The sequence below is a fragment of the Variovorax paradoxus genome, assembly GCF_030811855.1.
Taxonomy (GTDB): Bacteria; Pseudomonadota; Gammaproteobacteria; order Burkholderiales; family Burkholderiaceae_C; genus Variovorax; species Variovorax paradoxus_L.
The window spans coordinates 34,817-51,298 of sequence record NZ_JAUSRN010000009.1 but is presented as its reverse complement, the minus strand read 5'-3'; the positions used below and the strand labels follow the sequence as shown (position 1 = coordinate 51,298).

Genomic DNA, 16,482 nt, shown 5'->3' with positions numbered 1-16,482 from the left:
GGTTCGACTGACAAAACACCAAGAGGCACGCCTTGAACCAGCCCCAACGACCACCTTCGTCTCCGCTGCATCGGCTTTCGGCGCTCGTCGGCGTCACCTTGCTGCTGGCCGCCTGCGGTGGCGGTGGAGGCGGCGGCATCGGCATCAACGCGGGGCTTCCGCCGCCAGCCGGCGACACCGGCCGCGGATCGGTCGTCACCGACCCGCCCGAGCAAACCGCCAAGCTGACGGCCGACCAGTTCAGGACCAATCTGCAGGCCAGCGACCAGGGCAAGGCCTTGCTGCAGGTGGCCGGCACGCCCAGGTGCGGGGTCGAAGTTCGCTACCTCGAATACCGCACGGTCGGCGGCAAGGGCGAAGCCACCAATGCGACGGCCGCGATCATGCTGCCGTCAGGGGCCGACATCGGCTGCAACGGCGCGCGTCCCGTGGTGCTGTATGCGCACGGCACCACTGCCGCGCGCAACTACAACCTCGCCAAATGGACCGATTCGACCCAGCCGGCCGCCGGCGAAGGCCTGACCATCGCCGCCATGTTCGCGGCGCAGGGCTACATCGTGGTGGCGCCCAACTACGCGGGCTACGACAAGTCGACGCTGCCCTATCACCCGTATCTCAACGGCGACCAGCAGGGCAAGGACATGGTCGATGCGCTCACAGCGGCGCGCAAGACTTTTTCGGGCATCGACGCGGCGGATGCCGGCTCACTGCTCATCACCGGTTATTCGCAGGGCGGCTACGCCGCGATGGCGGCGCACCGCGATATGCAGGCCACGGGCAGGGCTGTGACGGCATCGGCGGCGCTCTCGGCGCCCTCGGCCATCGGCCTGCTGGCTGACTACACCTTCCTGGGGTGGCCGGCGCTCGGCAGCACGCTCTTCGTGCCGCTGCTCTCCGCCAGCTGGCAGCAGCAGTTCGGTGATGTGTACGACAGCACCGCCGACATCTACGAAGCGCAGTACGCCGCCGGCATCGACACCCTGCTGCCGAGCCTGACGCCCCTCGCCACGCTGTATGCCAACGGCAAGCTGCCGCAGCTCGCGCTGTTTCCCGCTGGCGCAACGCCGGGGCCGGTGAGCCCGGAGCTGTCGATCTTTTATGGCGCCAACAACCTGATCCGCCAGACCTACCTGACGCAGGCGGCCGGCGACATCCTGGCAAATCCCTGCCCCGGCAATGCGCTGCCCGCCACGGTCGGCTCACTGAGCACCACCTCGCCGCTGGACTGCAGGCCGGCCGTGGGCTTCCGCAAAGCGGCGCGCGCCAACGACCTGCGCAACTGGCTGCCGGCCCGGCCGGTGCTGATGTGCGGCGGCGCCAACGACCCGACCGTGAATTTTCTGAGCACCCGCGCCACGGCCGGCTACTTCCGCGCCCGCGGCATGCCCGCCGCGGCGCTGACGGTGATCGACCTGGAAGACACGGCCACCACTGACGCCTACTCCACCGCGCGCGCCGGCTTCGCGCAGGCCAAGAGCATCCTCGCGCAGAACACCCCCGGCAGCGACGCCGACAAGCGGCAGGCCGTCACCCTGGCCTACCACGGCACGCTCGCGCCGCCGTTCTGCCTGGCCTCGGCCCGAGGCTTTTTCCAGGGCGTGCTGGCCGCGGGCGGTTAAAGGGACTCCCTTCCAGAAATGCCGTGAAACCGGCTCTGCCGGGCCACTGGCATTGCCCCCTGCAAGGGGGTTGGCGAAGCGACACGAAGTGCGCGAAGACTGGGGGTTAGCTCAGAGACGCGCGCTGGAGGCGGTCGCGTACGCCTTCCCATTCGGGCGTATCGGGCGGCGTCTCGACCCAGATCAGCTTGACGCCCTCCGCGTCGAACTGGCGCAATACCGCGAACAGCTGGTGCGCACTGGCCACTGCATCGTCAGGCATGCGCCGCTGCAGCACGCGCTGCGAGGGAATGCGCAGTGCGGCGCGCGACCACACCGCGATGTTGGCGGCGCCAGCGCCGAGCACGTCGAGCGCGGTCTGGATCGCCTTGGCGTCCATCAACCGCAGCTTGGCGTTGGGCGCGTAGTGCGCTTCCAGCGTGCCGGGGGCGCGCGGTTCAGGCGTCTCGAGCACCTCTCGGTTGCTCAGGCGCTCGCCCAGGGCGGCCTCGATTTGCGCACGCGTGATCAGGCCCGGGCGCAGCAGCACCGGCGCGCCGCGGCTGCAGTCGACGATGGTCGATTCGATGCCCACCTGACAGGCGCCGCCGTCGATCACCGGCAATGAGTCGCCAAATTCGTCGACCACGTGCTGCGCGGTGGTCGGGCTGACGCGGCCGAAGCGGTTGGCGCTCGGACCGGCAAGGCCCGGCACGCCCTGCTCGGCGCAGGCTTCGAGCAGCGCCTGCGCGACCGGATGCGAAGGGCAGCGCAGGCCAATGGTGTCCTGCCCGCCGGCCGCCGCGGCAGCCACGCCGGGCTGGCGCGTGACGATCAGCGTCAGGGGGCCGGGCCAGAAGGCCTGCACCAGCTTCTGCGCGAAGGGCGGCAGCGGCTGCGCAAAGCGCGACAACGCTTCCGTGCCCTTGATGCCGGCCGCCACGTGGACGATCAGCGGATGGTCGGCCGGCCGGCCCTTGGCCTTGAAGATTCCACCCACGGCCATGTCGCTGGTGGCATCGGCGCCCAGCCCATAGACGGTTTCGGTCGGAAACGCGACCAGCCCGCCCGCGCGCAGCACGCGCACGGCTTCGGCAATGGCGTGGGGATCCTGCCCGTCGAGGATCATGCGAAATCGGCCGCCGTAAGGGGCGGCAGGCCGAGCAGAGTGGCGGCCTGGGAAGCCGCGGCGCGCACGCTTTCGAGCGTGGCGCCGGTGAGCGTCAGGTGGCCCATCTTGCGGCCTCGGCGCGGTTCGATCTTGCCGTACAGGTGCAGGTGCACGCCGGGCAGCGCGAGCACCTCGCTCCAGCGCGGCGAGGCCGGCTTGGTGCCGCCCGCGGTGAACCACAGGTCGCCGAGCAGGTTCAGCATGATCGCCGGGCTGTGCTGGCGCGGCGGGGCCAGAGGCAGGCCCGCGAGCGTGCGCACCTGCAGCTCGAACTGCGACACGTCGCAGGCTTCCATGGTGTAGTGGCCGCTGTTGTGCGGCCGCGGCGCCATTTCGTTCACCACCAGCGAGCCGTCGGTCAGAACGAAGAACTCGACGCACAGCACGCCGACGTAGTTGAGCCCGGTGGCAATGCTCTTGGCGGAATTGACGGCCGCCTGCGCCACGGTCTTGGGCATGTTCTGCGCATGCACCTCGGTCACGGCCAGAATGCCATCGCGGTGCAGGTTGCGCTGGGGCGGAAAGTGCACGATCTGCCCGTCGCGGCCGCGCGCCACGATCACCGAGCATTCGAACTCGAGCGGCAGCATTTTCTCGAGCACGCAGGGCACGCAATGCGCGGCCTGCCAGGCGTCGACCAGCTCGGCCCGCGTGGTCACGCGCTGCTGCCCCTTGCCGTCGTAGCCCAAGCGTGCGGTCTTCAGAATGCCGGGCAGCAGCCCGTCTTCACCGGCCGCGAGCTGGGCAGCGGTCTCGATGACAGCGTAGGGGGCGCAGGCCACGCCGCAGCGCGTGAAATGGGCCTTTTCGGCGATGCGGTCCTGCGCGATGGCAATGGCGGCGGCATCGGGCGACACGGGCCGGGCGGCCGAGAGCTTGTCCAGCGAAGGGGCCGGCACATTCTCGAACTCGGTCGTTACCGCATCGGCGAGGCCTGCGAGCCGCGCCAGGCCGTCAACGTCGGCGTAGTCGGTGTGGATGTGGTGATGGCTCACCCGGCCGGCCGGGCTGTCGGCATCGGGGTCGAGCACGGCCGTGAAATAGCCCATGCGCTGGGCGGCATGGGCGAACATGCGGCCCAGCTGGCCGCCGCCGAGCACGCCGAGCGTGGCGCCGGGAAGAATGGGCAGGCCGTTGTTGGTCATAGCGCTCCTCCGCCCTGCGGCGAAAAGGGGGATACGGCGGCGCCGTCCACCGGCGGCGGCAGCGCCATGGCTTCGGCCGCGGCCGTTTGCGCGGCGCGGAAGGCATCGAGCCGGGCGCGCAGCGCCGGGTCGTTCACCGCCAGCATCGCCACCGCGAACAGCGCCGCGTTGGCGGCCCCCGCATTGCCGATGGCAAATGTGGCCACCGGCACGCCCTTGGGCATCTGCACGATGCTGTAGAGTGAATCGACACCCTGCAGGTGGCGACTGGCCACGGGCACGCCGAGCACCGGCACCGTGGTTTTCGAGGCCAGCATGCCCGGCAGGTGGGCCGCGCCGCCCGCGCCCGCGATGATGGCAGTAAGCCCGCGCCCGGCGGCGCTTTCGGCGTACGCGAAGAGCGCATCGGGCATCCGGTGGGCCGAGACCACCTTCGCTTCGTGCTGGATCCCGAATTGCTGGAGAATCTCGACCGCGTTGCGCATCGTCTCCCAATCGGAGCTCGAGCCCATCACTACACCGACCTGAATGGTTTCGTTCATGGTTTCAATTTTACGTTTCACCCCCAGCTGGTTCCGATGATCGACATCACTCTCGAAAATTTTCAGGCCGAACTGATCGAAGGCTCGGTCGCCACGCCAGTGCTGCTCGACATCTGGGCCGAGTGGTGCGGGCCGTGCAAACAGCTTGGCCCGGTGCTCGAAAAGCTCGAAACCGAGTACGCCGGCCGCTTCACGCTGGCCAAGCTCGACGCCGACAAGGTGCCGCAGATCTCGTCGCAGCTGTCCGAAATGTTCGGCGTGCGCAGCATTCCGTTCTGCGTGATGTTCAAGGACGGCCAGCCGGTCGACGGTTTCGTGGGCGCCATTCCGGCCGAGAAAATCCGCGAATTCCTCGACAAGCACGTGCCCGGCGCCGACGAAGCCGAGGCGGTTTCCGAGGGCGCGGCGGCCCAGGATGCCCTGGCCGAGGGCGATACCGAAGGCGCGCTGGAGCGGCTGCAGCATGCCGTGGCCACCGATCCGGCCAACGACGATGCCCGCTTCGACTACGTCAAGCTGCTGCTGCAGATGGGCCGCATCGACGAGGCCAAGGTGGCCTTTGCGCCGGTGATTGCCAAGACCACGCTGGTGCGCCGCTTCGATTCGTTGCAGCGCTGGATGGACGCCATTGATTTTGCGGCGCCGCCGTCGGGCCCCGCGCCCGAACTGGCCGACTTCGACGCCAAAATTGCCGCCACCAAGCGCGACTTCGACGCTCGCTTCGGCCGTACGCGCCTCTTGATGGATGCGCAGCGCTGGACCGACGCCATGGACGAGCTGCTCGAGATCCTCATGCGCGACAAGAGCTGGAACGAAGAACTCGCGCGCAAGACCTACATCGCGATCCTCGATCTGATCGAGCCGCCGAAGATCAAGGTAGCCGACGGGCAGATCCCGCCGGACGATCCGGTGGTGGCCACCTACCGGCGGCGCCTCAGCAGCGTGGTGCTGAGCTGATCGACAAATTTGCGCATCTCCGGATGCATGCGCAGTTCCTGAAAAGCGACTCCCGAGTCGCTTTTTTTTGTTGATTTCAATTCGCCTTCGACATCAGTCAGCGTGCGCAAGGGTGTCCGACACCATAGTGGCGGGCGGCTCCGCCTTGGCGAGCCCAGGCGGCGTCGAATACGATGGCGCCGATTCAACTTGTTGCAATTGAGAAGGAAAAATCGGCCATGCGCTCCCTCGCCCGTCTCGCGCTCCCCGCCCTCGCGACCGCACTGCTGGCCGCCGCCCTGTCCGCCTGCGGCAGCGGCATCAGCCTCGACGAGCCGATCGAAGGTCCGGTCTGGCGTCTCGCGCAGCTGGGCGGTGAACCGGTGGCAACCGGCGGCGATGCGCAGATCCAGTTCGACCGCGACAGCGGCCGCGTCAGTGGATCTGGCGGCTGCAACCGCGTCTCGGGTTCGTTCACGCGCAGCGGCATCACGCTGCGCATCGGCCAGCTGGCATCGACCCGCATGGCCTGCGCGGACCCGGTTCGCGGCGCTAACGAAGCGCAGTTCATGTCGGCCTTGCAGACCACCGCGAGCTACCGGCTCGCCGGGCCCGGGCAGCTCGCGCTGCTCGACGCGAGCGGCCGGACCGTGGCCACGCTGAACGCGGCGACGCGCTGAACGTTGCTGCTGGGAGCGCTCTTCGCGCTCCTTTTCTTGCTCAGCCGGTGAGGCGTTCCAGCGCTTCGCGGTACTTGGCCGCGGTCTTCTCGATCACTTCGGCCGGCAGGCGTGGCGCCGGCGGCGTCTTGTCCCAGGGTTTGCCATTGATCTTGGTGGCCTCGAGCCAGTCGCGCACGAACTGCTTGTCGTAGCTCGGCGGATTGGCGCCCGCGGCCAGCGCGGCCTGGTAGCCCTCGACCGGCCAGTAGCGCGAGCTGTCGGGCGTGAGCACTTCGTCCATCAGCACCAGCGTGCCGGCTTCGTCCAGGCCGAACTCGAACTTCGTGTCGGCAATGATCATTCCCTTGGCCAGCGCGATCTGCGCGGCGGTTTCGTAGATCTCCAGGCTGGTCTCGCGGATCTGCTGCGCCAGCTTGGGTCCGACGATCTCGACCACGCGGTCATAGCTGATGTTCTCGTCGTGCTCGCCGGCCGCGGCCTTGGCGGCGGGCGTGAAGATCGGGCGCGGCAGCTTGCTGGCGTTGGTGAGTCCTTCGGGCAGCGGCACGCCGCAGACCGAGCGGCTTTCCTGGTATTCCTTCCAGCCGCTGCCGACCAGGTAGCCGCGCACCACCGCCTCGACCGGGATCGGCGTCAGCCGCTTGACCAGCATCGAGCGGCCCGTGACCTGCGGCACCTCTTCGGGCGTGACCACGCTTTCGGGCGCTTCGCCTGTCAGGTGGTTGGGGCACAGCTGGCCCAGGCGGTCGAACCACCACAGCGCCATCTTGGTGAGGATCTCGCCCTTGCCAGGGATCGGCTCGCCCATGATCACGTCGAAGGCGCTGAGCCGGTCGCTCGCGACCATCAGGATGCGGTCCTCGCCGACTGCGTAGTTGTCGCGCACCTTGCCGCGCGCAAGCAGGGGCAGGCTCTGGATGGAGGAGGTGTGGACGGTGGTCATGGGGCGTGCTGTGCGAAAACGGGTGGCGTGACGGGAAAAACGGATTGTGCGCGCAGAAAAAAGCCACCGCGAACGGTGGCCTGCGAATCGCTGGAAAAAGTTTTAGCGAACTTCTTGCGCGAGCTCGCCCTTGGCGTATTTGGCGGCGACGACCTGCAGCGTGTCGCCCTTGATCTTGGCGCCCTGGCCTTCGCAGCCGAACTCGATGTAGCGCTGCTTGCAGATCAGCTTGGCGGCTTCGCGCGCGGGCTTGAGCCATTCGCGGGCGTCGAACTTCTCGGGGTTCTCGGCCAGGAACTTGCGCACCGCGCCGGTCATGGCCAGGCGGATGTCGGTGTCGATGTTGATCTTGCGCACGCCGTGCTTGATGGCTTCCTGGATTTCCTTCACGGGCACGCCGTAGGTTTCCTTCATGTTGCCGCCGTACTGGCGAATGATGGCCAGCAGCTCTTGCGGCACGCTCGACGAGCCGTGCATCACCAGGTGGGTGTTGGGAATGCGGCGGTGGATTTCCTTGATGCGGTCGATCGCCAGGATGTCGCCGGTGGGCTCGCGCGTGAACTTGTAGGCGCCGTGGCTGGTGCCGATGGCAATGGCCAGCGCGTCGATCTGGGTGCGCTTGACGAAGTCGGCGGCCTGCTCGGGATCGGTCAGCAGCTGCTCGCGCGTCATGGTGTCGTCGGTGCCGTGGCCGTCTTCCTTGTCGCCCTTCATGGTTTCCAGCGAGCCGAGGCAGCCGAGCTCGCCTTCGACCGTCACGCCGAGGCGGTGGGCCATGTCCGACACCTTCTTGGTGACGTCCACGTTGTAGTCGTAGCTGGCAATGGTCTTGCCGTCGGCCTCGAGCGAGCCGTCCATCATCACCGAGCTGAAGCCCAGGTCGATGGCGCCCTTGCAGACGTCGGGGTTCTGGCCGTGGTCCTGGTGCATGACCAGCGGGATGTTCGGGTACTGCTCGATGGCGGCCTGGATCAGGTGCTTGATGAAGGCTTCACCAGCGTATTTGCGGGCACCGGCGCTGGCCTGCAGGATGACGGGCGCGCCGGTTTCCTTGGCGGCCTCCATCACGGCCTGGACCTGCTCCAGATTGTTGACGTTGAAGGCCGGAATGCCGTAGCCGTTGGCGGCTGCATGGTCCAGCAGTTCGCGCATCGAGACGAGTGCCATGGGAAATACCTCGCGGAAATAGGGGAAAAAGAAGGCGGAAAGACGAGAGAAAACTGCCGCAATTCTATCGAGACCCCTTGTGGGACGGCACTGACAGGTACCCGAAGGCAATCGGGCCAGCCGCGGCGGGCGCCTCTAGATTGGCAGTTGCGTGGTCGACATCACCTGCTTGAGCACCACGAAAGTCCGGATCTGCCGCACGCCGGGCAAGTACAGCAGCTGCTCGGCGTGCAGGCGGTTGAAGCTGTCGTTGTCGCGCGTTCGCACGAGCATGAAATAGTCGAACTCGCCCGTGACCACATGGCATTCGAGGCAGCCGGACACCTTTTGCGCGGCCTTCTCGAAGTCGGCGAACGAGTCGGGCGTCGAGCGGTCGAGCACCACGCCGATCATCACCATCATGCCGAGCTCCAGGGCCTTGGCATCGAGCAATGCCACGATGCCCTGGATGAGCCCCGCGGCTTTGAGCCGCTCGACCCGGCGCAGGCAGGCCGGCGCGCTGAGATTGACTTTGGCCGCCAATGCCACGTTCGACACCGAGGCGTCGCGCTGCAGGGCGCGAAGGATGACGCGATCCGTGCGGTCGAGCTCCACCGCCGCTTCGGCCGCCTGCGCCGGCGTGGTACGCAACTTTGTTGTGCTCATCTCTTCCTTTGCAAACCAAAAACATTCGATCTGGCGATCTTGTCTTTTTTTTGCTCGTATTTCCATCAAAGTTTGCAACCACGTTTCTTCGCCTTCTTTCTACGATCGATGTCATTCCTCCTCCCTTCCATATCCTCTGGAGCGCATCGATGAACCTCAAGAAATTTCCCCGCCATACCCTGACCTTCGGTCCCACGCCGATCCATCCGCTCAAGCGCCTGAGCGCGCACCTGGGCGGCGAAGTCGAGCTCTACGCCAAGCGGGAGGACTGCAACAGCGGCCTTGCCTTTGGCGGCAACAAGACCCGCAAGCTCGAATATCTGATTCCCGAGGCGATCGAGGGCGGCTACGACACGCTGGTGTCGATCGGCGGCATCCAGTCGAACCAGACGCGTCAAGTGGCCGCCGTGGCCGCGCACCTGGGCATGAAGTGCGTGCTGGTGCAGGAGAACTGGGTCAACTATTCGGACGCGGTGTACGACCGCGTCGGCAACATCGAGATGTCACGCATCATGGGCGCCGACGTGCGGCTGGACAACGCGGGCTTCGACATCGGCATCCGCAAGAGCTGGGAAGTGGCCATGGACGACGTGCGCAAGTCCGGCGGCAAGCCCTTTCCGATTCCGGCCGGCTGCTCGGAGCACCGCTACGGCGGGCTCGGCTTCGTCGGGTTTGCCGAGGAAGTGCGTCAGCAGGAAGCCGAGCTCGGCTTCAAGTTCGACTACATCGTGACCTGCTCGGTCACTGGCAGCACGCAGGCCGGCATGGTGGTGGGCTTTGCGGCCGACGGCAGGGCCGACCGCGTGATCGGCATCGACGCATCGGCCAAGCCGCAGCAGACCTTCGAGCAGATCGTGCGCATTGCCCGGAGCACGGCCGAACTGGTCGAACTGGGCCGCGACATCACCGACAAGGACGTGGTGCTCGACCGCCGCTTCGGCGGCCCTGAATACGGACTGCCCAACGAAGGCACGCTGGAATCGATCCGCCTTTGCGCGCGCCTGGAAGGCATGCTGACCGACCCCGTGTACGAGGGCAAGTCGATGCACGGAATGATCGAGAAGGTGCGCCTGGGCGAATTCCCGGCGGGCTCGAAGGTGCTCTATGCCCACCTGGGCGGCGTACCCGCCCTGAACGCCTACAGCTTCCTGTTCAGGAACGGCTGAGCGAACTCGGCTCGCGCGGCAGACCTCCGTCATGCAGGCATCCGCCGAGCCCGTCTATCCTTTCGACGATTTGTGCCGCTCCGTCAGCGCGGTTTGACGCGCACATACTCTCCAGAGGGCTTGGCAGACTTGTCCGCCCTGACGCACAAGTGTCCGTCGCACAGCGTGACATCGGCCTCGTTGTAAGCCTTGAGCAATGTGGCAGAGATTTGGTTCTTTGCGATCTCTTCGTAGTAGTGACTCGATAACCAAACACTGCCCCCCAGCATCAACACCAAGCTGCCCAACGTGATGCCTGCAACCTTCCAGATCAGATGGCGGTGCAACGCCTCGGCACGTCGGAGCTGCGCGCTCAATGCAAGAGAAGCCTGATGGATTTGCTCGCCTGCTTCACGCAGGCGCCGTTCATAGTCGGAAACCGGCCGCTCGATGCCGCCGCGAACATCTGCAAGCACCGCCTCTGGCAGCCGGCCCAGCTGTTCGTTGGCGGCCTGGCGCACCACGGCCGGCACCTGTTGGGAAAGCTTTTGCAATTCCGAGCCGGATTGCTCGCATCGGCGCTCGAACTTTTCGACCAGCGCGCTCATCTTGCTGGCCAACGCCAGCATGGTTTGATCGTTCACTTTTATTTGCCTCGCCTCTTCCGCGCATGGACGGGTTCAATGGCGCATGACCATCACTGGCGCATTCATTGCAGGCTGCTGAGCTTGTGCCTGTTGCTGCGCAACCCATTGCTCCTGGCGATTCACTTCCTCAATTCCCTCTGCGATCACCTCTCGGCCCGGCGGCAGGTCCGCCAACGTCTGCTGCATTCTTCTGAAGGTGGCGTCATCGGCGCTCAACATGCGGTCCAGAAATGCGGACAGGTCTTCGGTGGGTGAGGGCTCTTTGGATGGCGTCTGCGGCATGCGTTGCGCTTCGCCCGTTGCTTGTGCAGGCGCGGCACCAGGCAACATGCTGCTCGCCGCCGCCTCACAGAATTGGCCGTAGGTTTGCCTGGTGTTCGATGTGATGTTGCCCCGGTTGTTCTGAGCCAGCGCAAAGGCGGCCGCCTCCATGACCTGAGTGGCCGTCATGTGGCCGGGTTCTTCCCGTGCGGCATCGGCAATGCGTCTGGCGATCAGGTGGTCCTGGCCTTCGCCACGGCTGCTGTACACCCCTTCACCGCGCCAGCGGGATTCCAGTTGAACTTCCTGTTCCGTCAGGGGCCGTTGCTCGAGCTCGGCGGCCAAGCGATTGGTTTCCAGGATCTCATCGCGCACTTTGACTTCGTTGTAGTGGGCGTAGCCTTCTGTCAGGTGGCAGGCGCTTTCGTAAGCGGCCTTGTCTTTTCCTGTCAGGGCGTTGGCGCGCACGGTCGCGATGGCGGCATTGGGTTCTTCGACGCGGAAGTGCCCGAGTTCGTGGGCCAGGATGCTGACTGTGCCTTCGGGGGTGTTGAAGCGGTTGGAGGCAATGTGGAGGTAGCCTGGGATGTCCTTGCTCATCGGCGTGCTGTACTCGCCCGCATCGGTCTTGGGATTGACCCTTGCAGCGACGGTGTAGTCACTGGCTGCGTAAGCGCGCATGTCGGCCTTGAGGGCTTCCGACCTGTTGATCATCGCGAGTGCATCGGGCGAAATGTTGTAAGCCTTGAATTTGTTCGTTTTATCGGCCAACCACTCTGCTGTGATGGCTGTGGTAAACGTGCTCATTTCTTGCTTTCCCCTCTAATTCTTCAGTGATTCAAGGTCGCGCTGAACGGTGATGCCTCCCACGCATTCGTAGTAACTGAAATCGAATTCAATTCGCCCGTTCCTAGGCCCCTTGAAGAAGCGGGGAGTGACATAAAAGATGCCCTGGAGCTTTCCTGTTTGAAAGGGCGGCGTTGGCACCACCCCTGGCAACGCCACAGCAGGCGCTACGGTGCGGTGTGGCGAGACGGTGAAGCCATCGCCGAAGGTGGCGATCACATCCGCCAGTGTCACGCATGATTTCCTGATGTCGACGGCAAAGCTGAAATACCTTTTCCCCCCAAATCTTGGTCTGTCGTCATCTGCACGCGTGTAGTAAAAGTTGCTGACCCCCGCTGGCAAATGTCGAAGCTCTTCTGCCTCCGCCTCTGCCCCCGCTGGGATTCGCCTAGGGACGTTTCTGGACTCGCTGTCGTCCCGGTCGTTCTTGATCTTCAGCGTTTCATGAAACAAGCGGTTTGGATCGGAAAGGTCATCCGTCCGCGCGATGCACCATGCCAGTTCGACGATGGGGTGTTTCGGAGGCCGAGCTTTGGCGCTCTGGACCGCGCATGACGCTGTCGTCGAGGAGTTGAAATTCGACCCCCCCGGCAGAACGCCGCACCCTGCAACGGACACCGCCGCCGCCAAGGCCAGCAGCAGCGCTTTGAATGCACGCAATTGCTTCATTGATGTTCCTGCCCTTCCGGATGTCGCGATCACATCCGCAGTGTCACGCAGGATTTCCTGGGGTCGATTCAAAACCCACACGCCTTTTCCCGCCGATCGTGAACTTATCGACGTCTATGCGTTGGAAGGGTTGAAATCCGACACACCCGGCGGAACGCCACACCCTGCAACGGACAGCGCGTCAGCAAGGCCGGCCGGCAGCATCGCCTTGGATGTAGCAAATTGCCCATTTGATGTCCCCCGCCCTTCCGGCGCTCGAGACATCGTCGATGCCCGCTCGATCAATCAGCTGGCGCGGCAGATCTTGAGCATGTTGGTGCCGCCCGGGGCACCCATCGGCTCACCGCAGGTGATTGCGTAGACATCGCCGGCCTGCACGATGCCGCGCTTCTTCAGGTGGGCTTCGGCCTGCTCGAGCGCGGTGTCGCGGTCGCTTTCCGAATCCATCAACAGCGGGCGCACGTTGCGGTAGAGCGCCATCCTGCGCTGCGTGGCAAGGCGCGAGGTCAGCGCGTACATCGGAATGTGCGCGCGGTGGCGGCTCATCCACAGCGGCGTGGAGCCCGACTCGGTGAGCGCCACGATGGCCTTGGCGCCGAGATGATGGGCGGTGAACAGCGCGCCCATGGCAATCGACTGGTCGATGCGGCTGTAGGTCTTGCCGCTGAAGTCGGCGTCGAGCATCTTGTCCTCGGCCGATTCGGCGGCTTCGCAGATGCGGCTCATCTCCTGCACGGTTTCGAGCGGGTAGCGGCCCGAGGCGGTTTCGGCCGAGAGCATCACGGCATCGGTGCCGTCGAGCACGGCATTGGCCACGTCGCTCACCTCTGCGCGCGTGGGCACGGGGTTGGTGATCATCGACTCCATCATCTGGGTCGCGGTGATCACCACCTTGTCCATGTCGCGCGCCATGCGGATCATCTTTTTCTGCAGCGCGGGCACGGCGGCATTGCCCACCTCCACCGCGAGATCGCCGCGCGCCACCATGATGCCGTCGCTCGCGCGCAGGATTTCTTCCAGCTTGGGAATGGCCTCGGCACGCTCGATCTTGGCGATCAGGCCCGGCTTGTGGCCGAATTCGGCCGCCGCCACGTTGCACAGCTGGCGCGCCATTTCCATGTCGGTGGCGTTCTTGGGAAAGCTCACCGCCACATAGTCGGCCTGGAAGCTCATCGCGGTCTTGATATCTTCCATGTCCTTGGCCGTGAGCGCCGGCGCCGTGAGGCCGCCGCCCTGCTTGTTGATGCCCTTGTTGTTGGAGAGCTCGCCGCCCAGCTTGACGGTGGTGTGCACCGCCTCGCCGCGCACCGCGTCGACCGTGAGCACGATGAGGCCGTCGTTCAGCAGCAGCTTGTCTCCGGGGCGCACGTCGCGCGGCAGGTCCTTGTAGTCGAGGCCGACCGCGTCGGTGTCGCCGGGTTCGGTGCGCGAGGCGTCGAGCACGAACTTGGCGCCCGGCTCGAGCCAGACCTTGCCCTGGGCGAACTTGCCGACGCGGATTTTGGGGCCCTGCAGGTCAGCCATGATCGCCACTTCGCGGCCGGTCTTGCGGGCGGCTTCTCGCACCATGGCCGCGCGGTCGATGTGGTCCTGCGCCGTGCCGTGGCTGAAATTGAGCCGCACCACGCTGACCTTGTTCAGGATCATCTGTTCCAGCAGCTCGGGCGTATTGGAGGCCGGGCCGAGCGTGGCGACGATCTTGGTGGCGTGGCGGGGAAGGCGATCCGTGATCATTGAACTAGTCTCCGTTTTGTATTCTCTACTGTATACACTTTGTGTGGCTACAGGAAGTAGACGCGGCGCGCGCCGCGTGAAAAATCAACCCGCGGCACGCTTGGAAAGAATCTCGAAGGCCGGGAGCGTCTTGCCCTCGAGCACTTCGAGGAAGGCGCCGCCGCCGGTCGAGATGTAGCCGACCTGCTTTTCGATGCCGTACTTGGCAATGGCCGCGAGCGTGTCGCCACCGCCGGCGATCGAGAAGGCGCTGCTGTCGGCGATGGCTTGCGCGATGGCCTTGGTGCCGCCCGCGAAGGCATCGAACTCGAACACGCCCACCGGGCCGTTCCAAACGATGGTGCCGGCTTCGCGCAGTTGCGCGGCCAGTTGCGCGGCGGTCTTGGGGCCGATGTCCAGAATCAGGTCATCGTCGGCCACGTCGTTCGCGTCCTTCACCGTGGCGGGCGCATCGGCCGCAAAGGTCTTGGCCGTGACCACGTCCACCGGAATCGGCACGTCGGCGCCGCGGGCGCGCATGGATTCGATCACCGCCTTGGCTTGGTCGATGAGGTCGGGCTCCGCCAGCGACTTGCCGATCTTGAGGCCGGCCGCGAGCATGAAGGTGTTGGCAATGCCGCCGCCGACGATCAGCTGGTCGACGTTGGCCGACAGGCTCTTGAGAATGGTGAGCTTGGTGCTCACCTTGGAGCCCGCCACGATGGCCACTAGCGGCCGCTTGGGCAAGGCCAGCGCCTTGGAGATGGCGTCGATTTCGGCCGCGAGCAGCGGACCGGCTGCGGCAATCTTGGCGAACTGCGCGATGCCGTAGGTGGTGGCTTCGGCGCGGTGGGCGGTGCCGAAGGCGTCGTTCACGTAGATGTCGGTGAGCGCGGCGAGCTTGCGGGCCAGCGCTTCGTCGTTCTTCTTCTCGCCCTTGTTGACGCGGCAGTTCTCGAGCAGTACGACCTGGCCGGGCTTCACGTCGACGCCGTCGACCCAGTTGGCCACCAGCGGAACCTCGCGGCCCAGCAGTTCACCCAGGCGCTTGGCCACGGGAGCCAGCGAGTCCTCGGGCTTGAATTCGCCTTCGGTCGGGCGGCCCAGGTGCGAGGTGACCATCACGGCGGCGCCGGAATCGAGCGCCAGCTGGATGCAGGGCACCGAGGCGCGGATGCGCGTGTCTTCGGTGATGTTGCCCGCGTCGTCCTGCGGCACGTTGAGGTCGGCACGGATGAAGACGCGCTGGCCGGCGGCCTTGCCCTGCGCGCAGAGGTCGGTGAATCGAATGACGTTCATGGATCTGGAAGTGGTGAAAGACAAGTCGCCTGCATTGTAGGTTTCGCCCCGCGGCGGCCCTACCCGCGTGATGCCGCACGCCGATGCTTTTCAGGCGCCTTTTTGCTGCTCCCGGGCAAAGCGCTCGAGGACCTCGACAAAGCTCGCGCCGGCGGGTGAGAGGGTGCGCCGCGCGGCGCTGTAAATGCAGACCTCGCGGTGGAAGTCGGGCGACTCGAGCCGCACCATTTGCAGGCCGTGGGCGCGCACGAGCGGCGCCGAATAGGTCGGGCACACGGTGAGCCCCAGGCCCGAGGCCACCATGCCGAGCGCCGTGGTCATGTACGACACCTCCTGCGTAGCCGGGCGCAGCATGTAGTCGCGCTCCGCAGGCGCCAGTTCGGGCAGCACGCGCTGGCGAAAGTCGCGCGTGGGCGCGATGAAGGTGTAGGGCTCGAGCTCGTGCCAGCGCACCTTTCGGCGCGTGGCAAAGGCATGGCCGGGCGGGCAGATCAGCCAGTGCCGGTCGCGCAAGAGGGTGCGGCGCTCGATGGCGGCATCCACCGCCACGTCCTGCCCCACCGCAAGCTCCACGTCGCCGGCCATCACGCCGGCCAGCAGGTGCTCCGGCAGCGTGTCGGCCAGGCGCACGTCGACATCGGGATAGGCCTGGCGGTAGACCGCAATCACGCGCGGCATCAGCGTGCAGGCCATAAGTTGCGGCGCTGCAAGACGCAACACACCTTTCTTCTTGTCACGCAAATCCGTCACGCCGGCCACCGCGGTCGTGAGGTCGCCGAGCAGGCGGTGCACCGAAGGCAGGAACTCGCGGCCGGCCTCCGAGAGCTGCACGCGGCGCGTGTGCCGGTCGAGCAGCTGGACGCCCATTTCACGCTCGAGTTCGCGCACCAGCACGCTGAGCGCCGACTGCGTGAGGTGCAGCTGCTGCGCCGCGGCGGTGAAGCTGCCGGTTTCGGCCACGGCCGCGAAGGCGCGCAATTGGCGCAGGGTTAGATTCATATGGTTATTTCATCAATGGATGAATTAATTTCGATTGCATCATAAGACGCGGCATCGCCCAATCACGGCTTAC

At 65.7% G+C, this 16,482-nt stretch carries 16 protein-coding genes; 4 read left to right on the top strand and 12 right to left on the bottom strand.

Annotated features, from left to right (window positions below):
• The first annotated feature begins 32 nt into the window (after positions 1-32).
• Positions 33-1,619 carry an alpha/beta hydrolase family protein gene (locus J2X92_RS17545; RefSeq protein WP_307577210.1) on the top strand — a complete coding sequence of 529 codons (1,587 nt, stop codon included), beginning with the start codon at positions 33-35 and terminating at the stop codon, positions 1,617-1,619.
• Positions 1,620-1,725: 106 nt separating this feature from the next.
• Here J2X92_RS17545 and J2X92_RS17540 read toward each other — a convergent pair whose 3' ends face one another.
• Genes J2X92_RS17540 through purE form a run of 3 tightly spaced genes read right to left on the bottom strand, consistent with a single transcriptional unit; the run spans position 1,726 to position 4,456 of the window.
• Complete coding sequence (locus J2X92_RS17540; RefSeq protein WP_307577208.1) at positions 1,726-2,727, bottom strand: L-threonylcarbamoyladenylate synthase; 1,002 nt, start codon at positions 2,725-2,727, stop codon at positions 1,726-1,728.
• A complete protein-coding gene (locus J2X92_RS17535) occupies positions 2,724-3,914 on the bottom strand; it encodes a 5-(carboxyamino)imidazole ribonucleotide synthase (RefSeq protein WP_307577206.1) in 1,191 nt (396 codons plus the stop codon). The genes J2X92_RS17540 and J2X92_RS17535 overlap by 4 nt, the downstream gene beginning before the upstream one ends.
• Entirely contained in the window at positions 3,911-4,456 is a 546-nt protein-coding gene (purE, locus tag J2X92_RS17530; RefSeq protein WP_307577204.1) for a 5-(carboxyamino)imidazole ribonucleotide mutase, read from the bottom strand. The genes J2X92_RS17535 and purE overlap by 4 nt, the downstream gene beginning before the upstream one ends.
• A gap of 36 nt (positions 4,457-4,492) precedes the next feature.
• On the opposite strand from purE, the gene J2X92_RS17525 reads away from it, so the two are divergent.
• Together J2X92_RS17525 and J2X92_RS17520 are read left to right on the top strand one after the other, a co-directional pair.
• Positions 4,493-5,413, top strand: coding sequence for a tetratricopeptide repeat protein (locus J2X92_RS17525; protein ID WP_307577202.1), 921 nt, complete (start codon positions 4,493-4,495; stop codon positions 5,411-5,413).
• 218 nt (positions 5,414-5,631) lie between these two features.
• Positions 5,632-6,072: an META domain-containing protein gene (locus J2X92_RS17520; RefSeq protein WP_307577201.1), complete on the top strand. Its 441-nt coding sequence runs from the start codon at positions 5,632-5,634 to the stop codon at positions 6,070-6,072.
• A 40-nt stretch (positions 6,073-6,112) separates the two neighbouring features.
• Here J2X92_RS17520 and J2X92_RS17515 read toward each other — a convergent pair whose 3' ends face one another.
• From J2X92_RS17515 to J2X92_RS17505, 3 genes are all read right to left on the bottom strand, one after another.
• The gene (locus J2X92_RS17515) at positions 6,113-7,018 is read right to left on the bottom strand and encodes a phosphoribosylaminoimidazolesuccinocarboxamide synthase (protein ID WP_307577199.1); all 906 of its coding nucleotides are present in this window, start codon (positions 7,016-7,018) and stop codon (positions 6,113-6,115) included.
• Between the two features lie 102 nt (positions 7,019-7,120).
• A complete protein-coding gene (gene fba / locus J2X92_RS17510) occupies positions 7,121-8,185 on the bottom strand; it encodes a class II fructose-bisphosphate aldolase (RefSeq protein ID WP_307577198.1) in 1,065 nt (354 codons plus the stop codon).
• Between the two features lie 135 nt (positions 8,186-8,320).
• Positions 8,321-8,830, bottom strand: coding sequence for an Lrp/AsnC family transcriptional regulator (locus J2X92_RS17505; protein WP_307577197.1), 510 nt, complete (start codon positions 8,828-8,830; stop codon positions 8,321-8,323).
• A gap of 149 nt (positions 8,831-8,979) precedes the next feature.
• Between J2X92_RS17505 and J2X92_RS17500 the strand changes: the two genes are divergently transcribed.
• Positions 8,980-9,996 carry a 1-aminocyclopropane-1-carboxylate deaminase gene (locus J2X92_RS17500; protein ID WP_307577196.1) on the top strand — a complete coding sequence of 339 codons (1,017 nt, stop codon included), beginning with the start codon at positions 8,980-8,982 and terminating at the stop codon, positions 9,994-9,996.
• Between the two features lie 83 nt (positions 9,997-10,079).
• On the opposite strand, the gene J2X92_RS17495 is transcribed toward J2X92_RS17500, so the two are convergent.
• From J2X92_RS17495 to J2X92_RS17470, 6 genes are all read right to left on the bottom strand, one after another.
• A complete protein-coding gene (locus tag J2X92_RS17495) occupies positions 10,080-10,619 on the bottom strand; it encodes a hypothetical protein (protein ID WP_307577195.1) in 540 nt (179 codons plus the stop codon).
• Positions 10,620-10,655: 36 nt separating this feature from the next.
• Complete coding sequence (locus tag J2X92_RS17490) at positions 10,656-11,690, bottom strand: hypothetical protein (RefSeq protein WP_307577194.1); 1,035 nt, start codon at positions 11,688-11,690, stop codon at positions 10,656-10,658.
• Positions 11,691-11,705: 15 nt separating this feature from the next.
• Complete coding sequence (locus J2X92_RS17485; protein ID WP_307577193.1) at positions 11,706-12,398, bottom strand: hypothetical protein; 693 nt, start codon at positions 12,396-12,398, stop codon at positions 11,706-11,708.
• A gap of 285 nt (positions 12,399-12,683) precedes the next feature.
• Positions 12,684-14,132 (bottom strand): pyruvate kinase, encoded by a 1,449-nt coding sequence (gene pyk / locus J2X92_RS17480; RefSeq protein ID WP_307577192.1) that lies wholly within the window; start codon positions 14,130-14,132, stop codon positions 12,684-12,686.
• 84 nt (positions 14,133-14,216) lie between these two features.
• The gene (locus tag J2X92_RS17475) at positions 14,217-15,410 is read right to left on the bottom strand and encodes a phosphoglycerate kinase (RefSeq protein ID WP_307577191.1); all 1,194 of its coding nucleotides are present in this window, start codon (positions 15,408-15,410) and stop codon (positions 14,217-14,219) included.
• A 90-nt stretch (positions 15,411-15,500) separates the two neighbouring features.
• Complete coding sequence (locus J2X92_RS17470) at positions 15,501-16,409, bottom strand: LysR family transcriptional regulator (protein WP_307577190.1); 909 nt, start codon at positions 16,407-16,409, stop codon at positions 15,501-15,503.
• Positions 16,410-16,482: the final 73 nt, after the last annotated feature.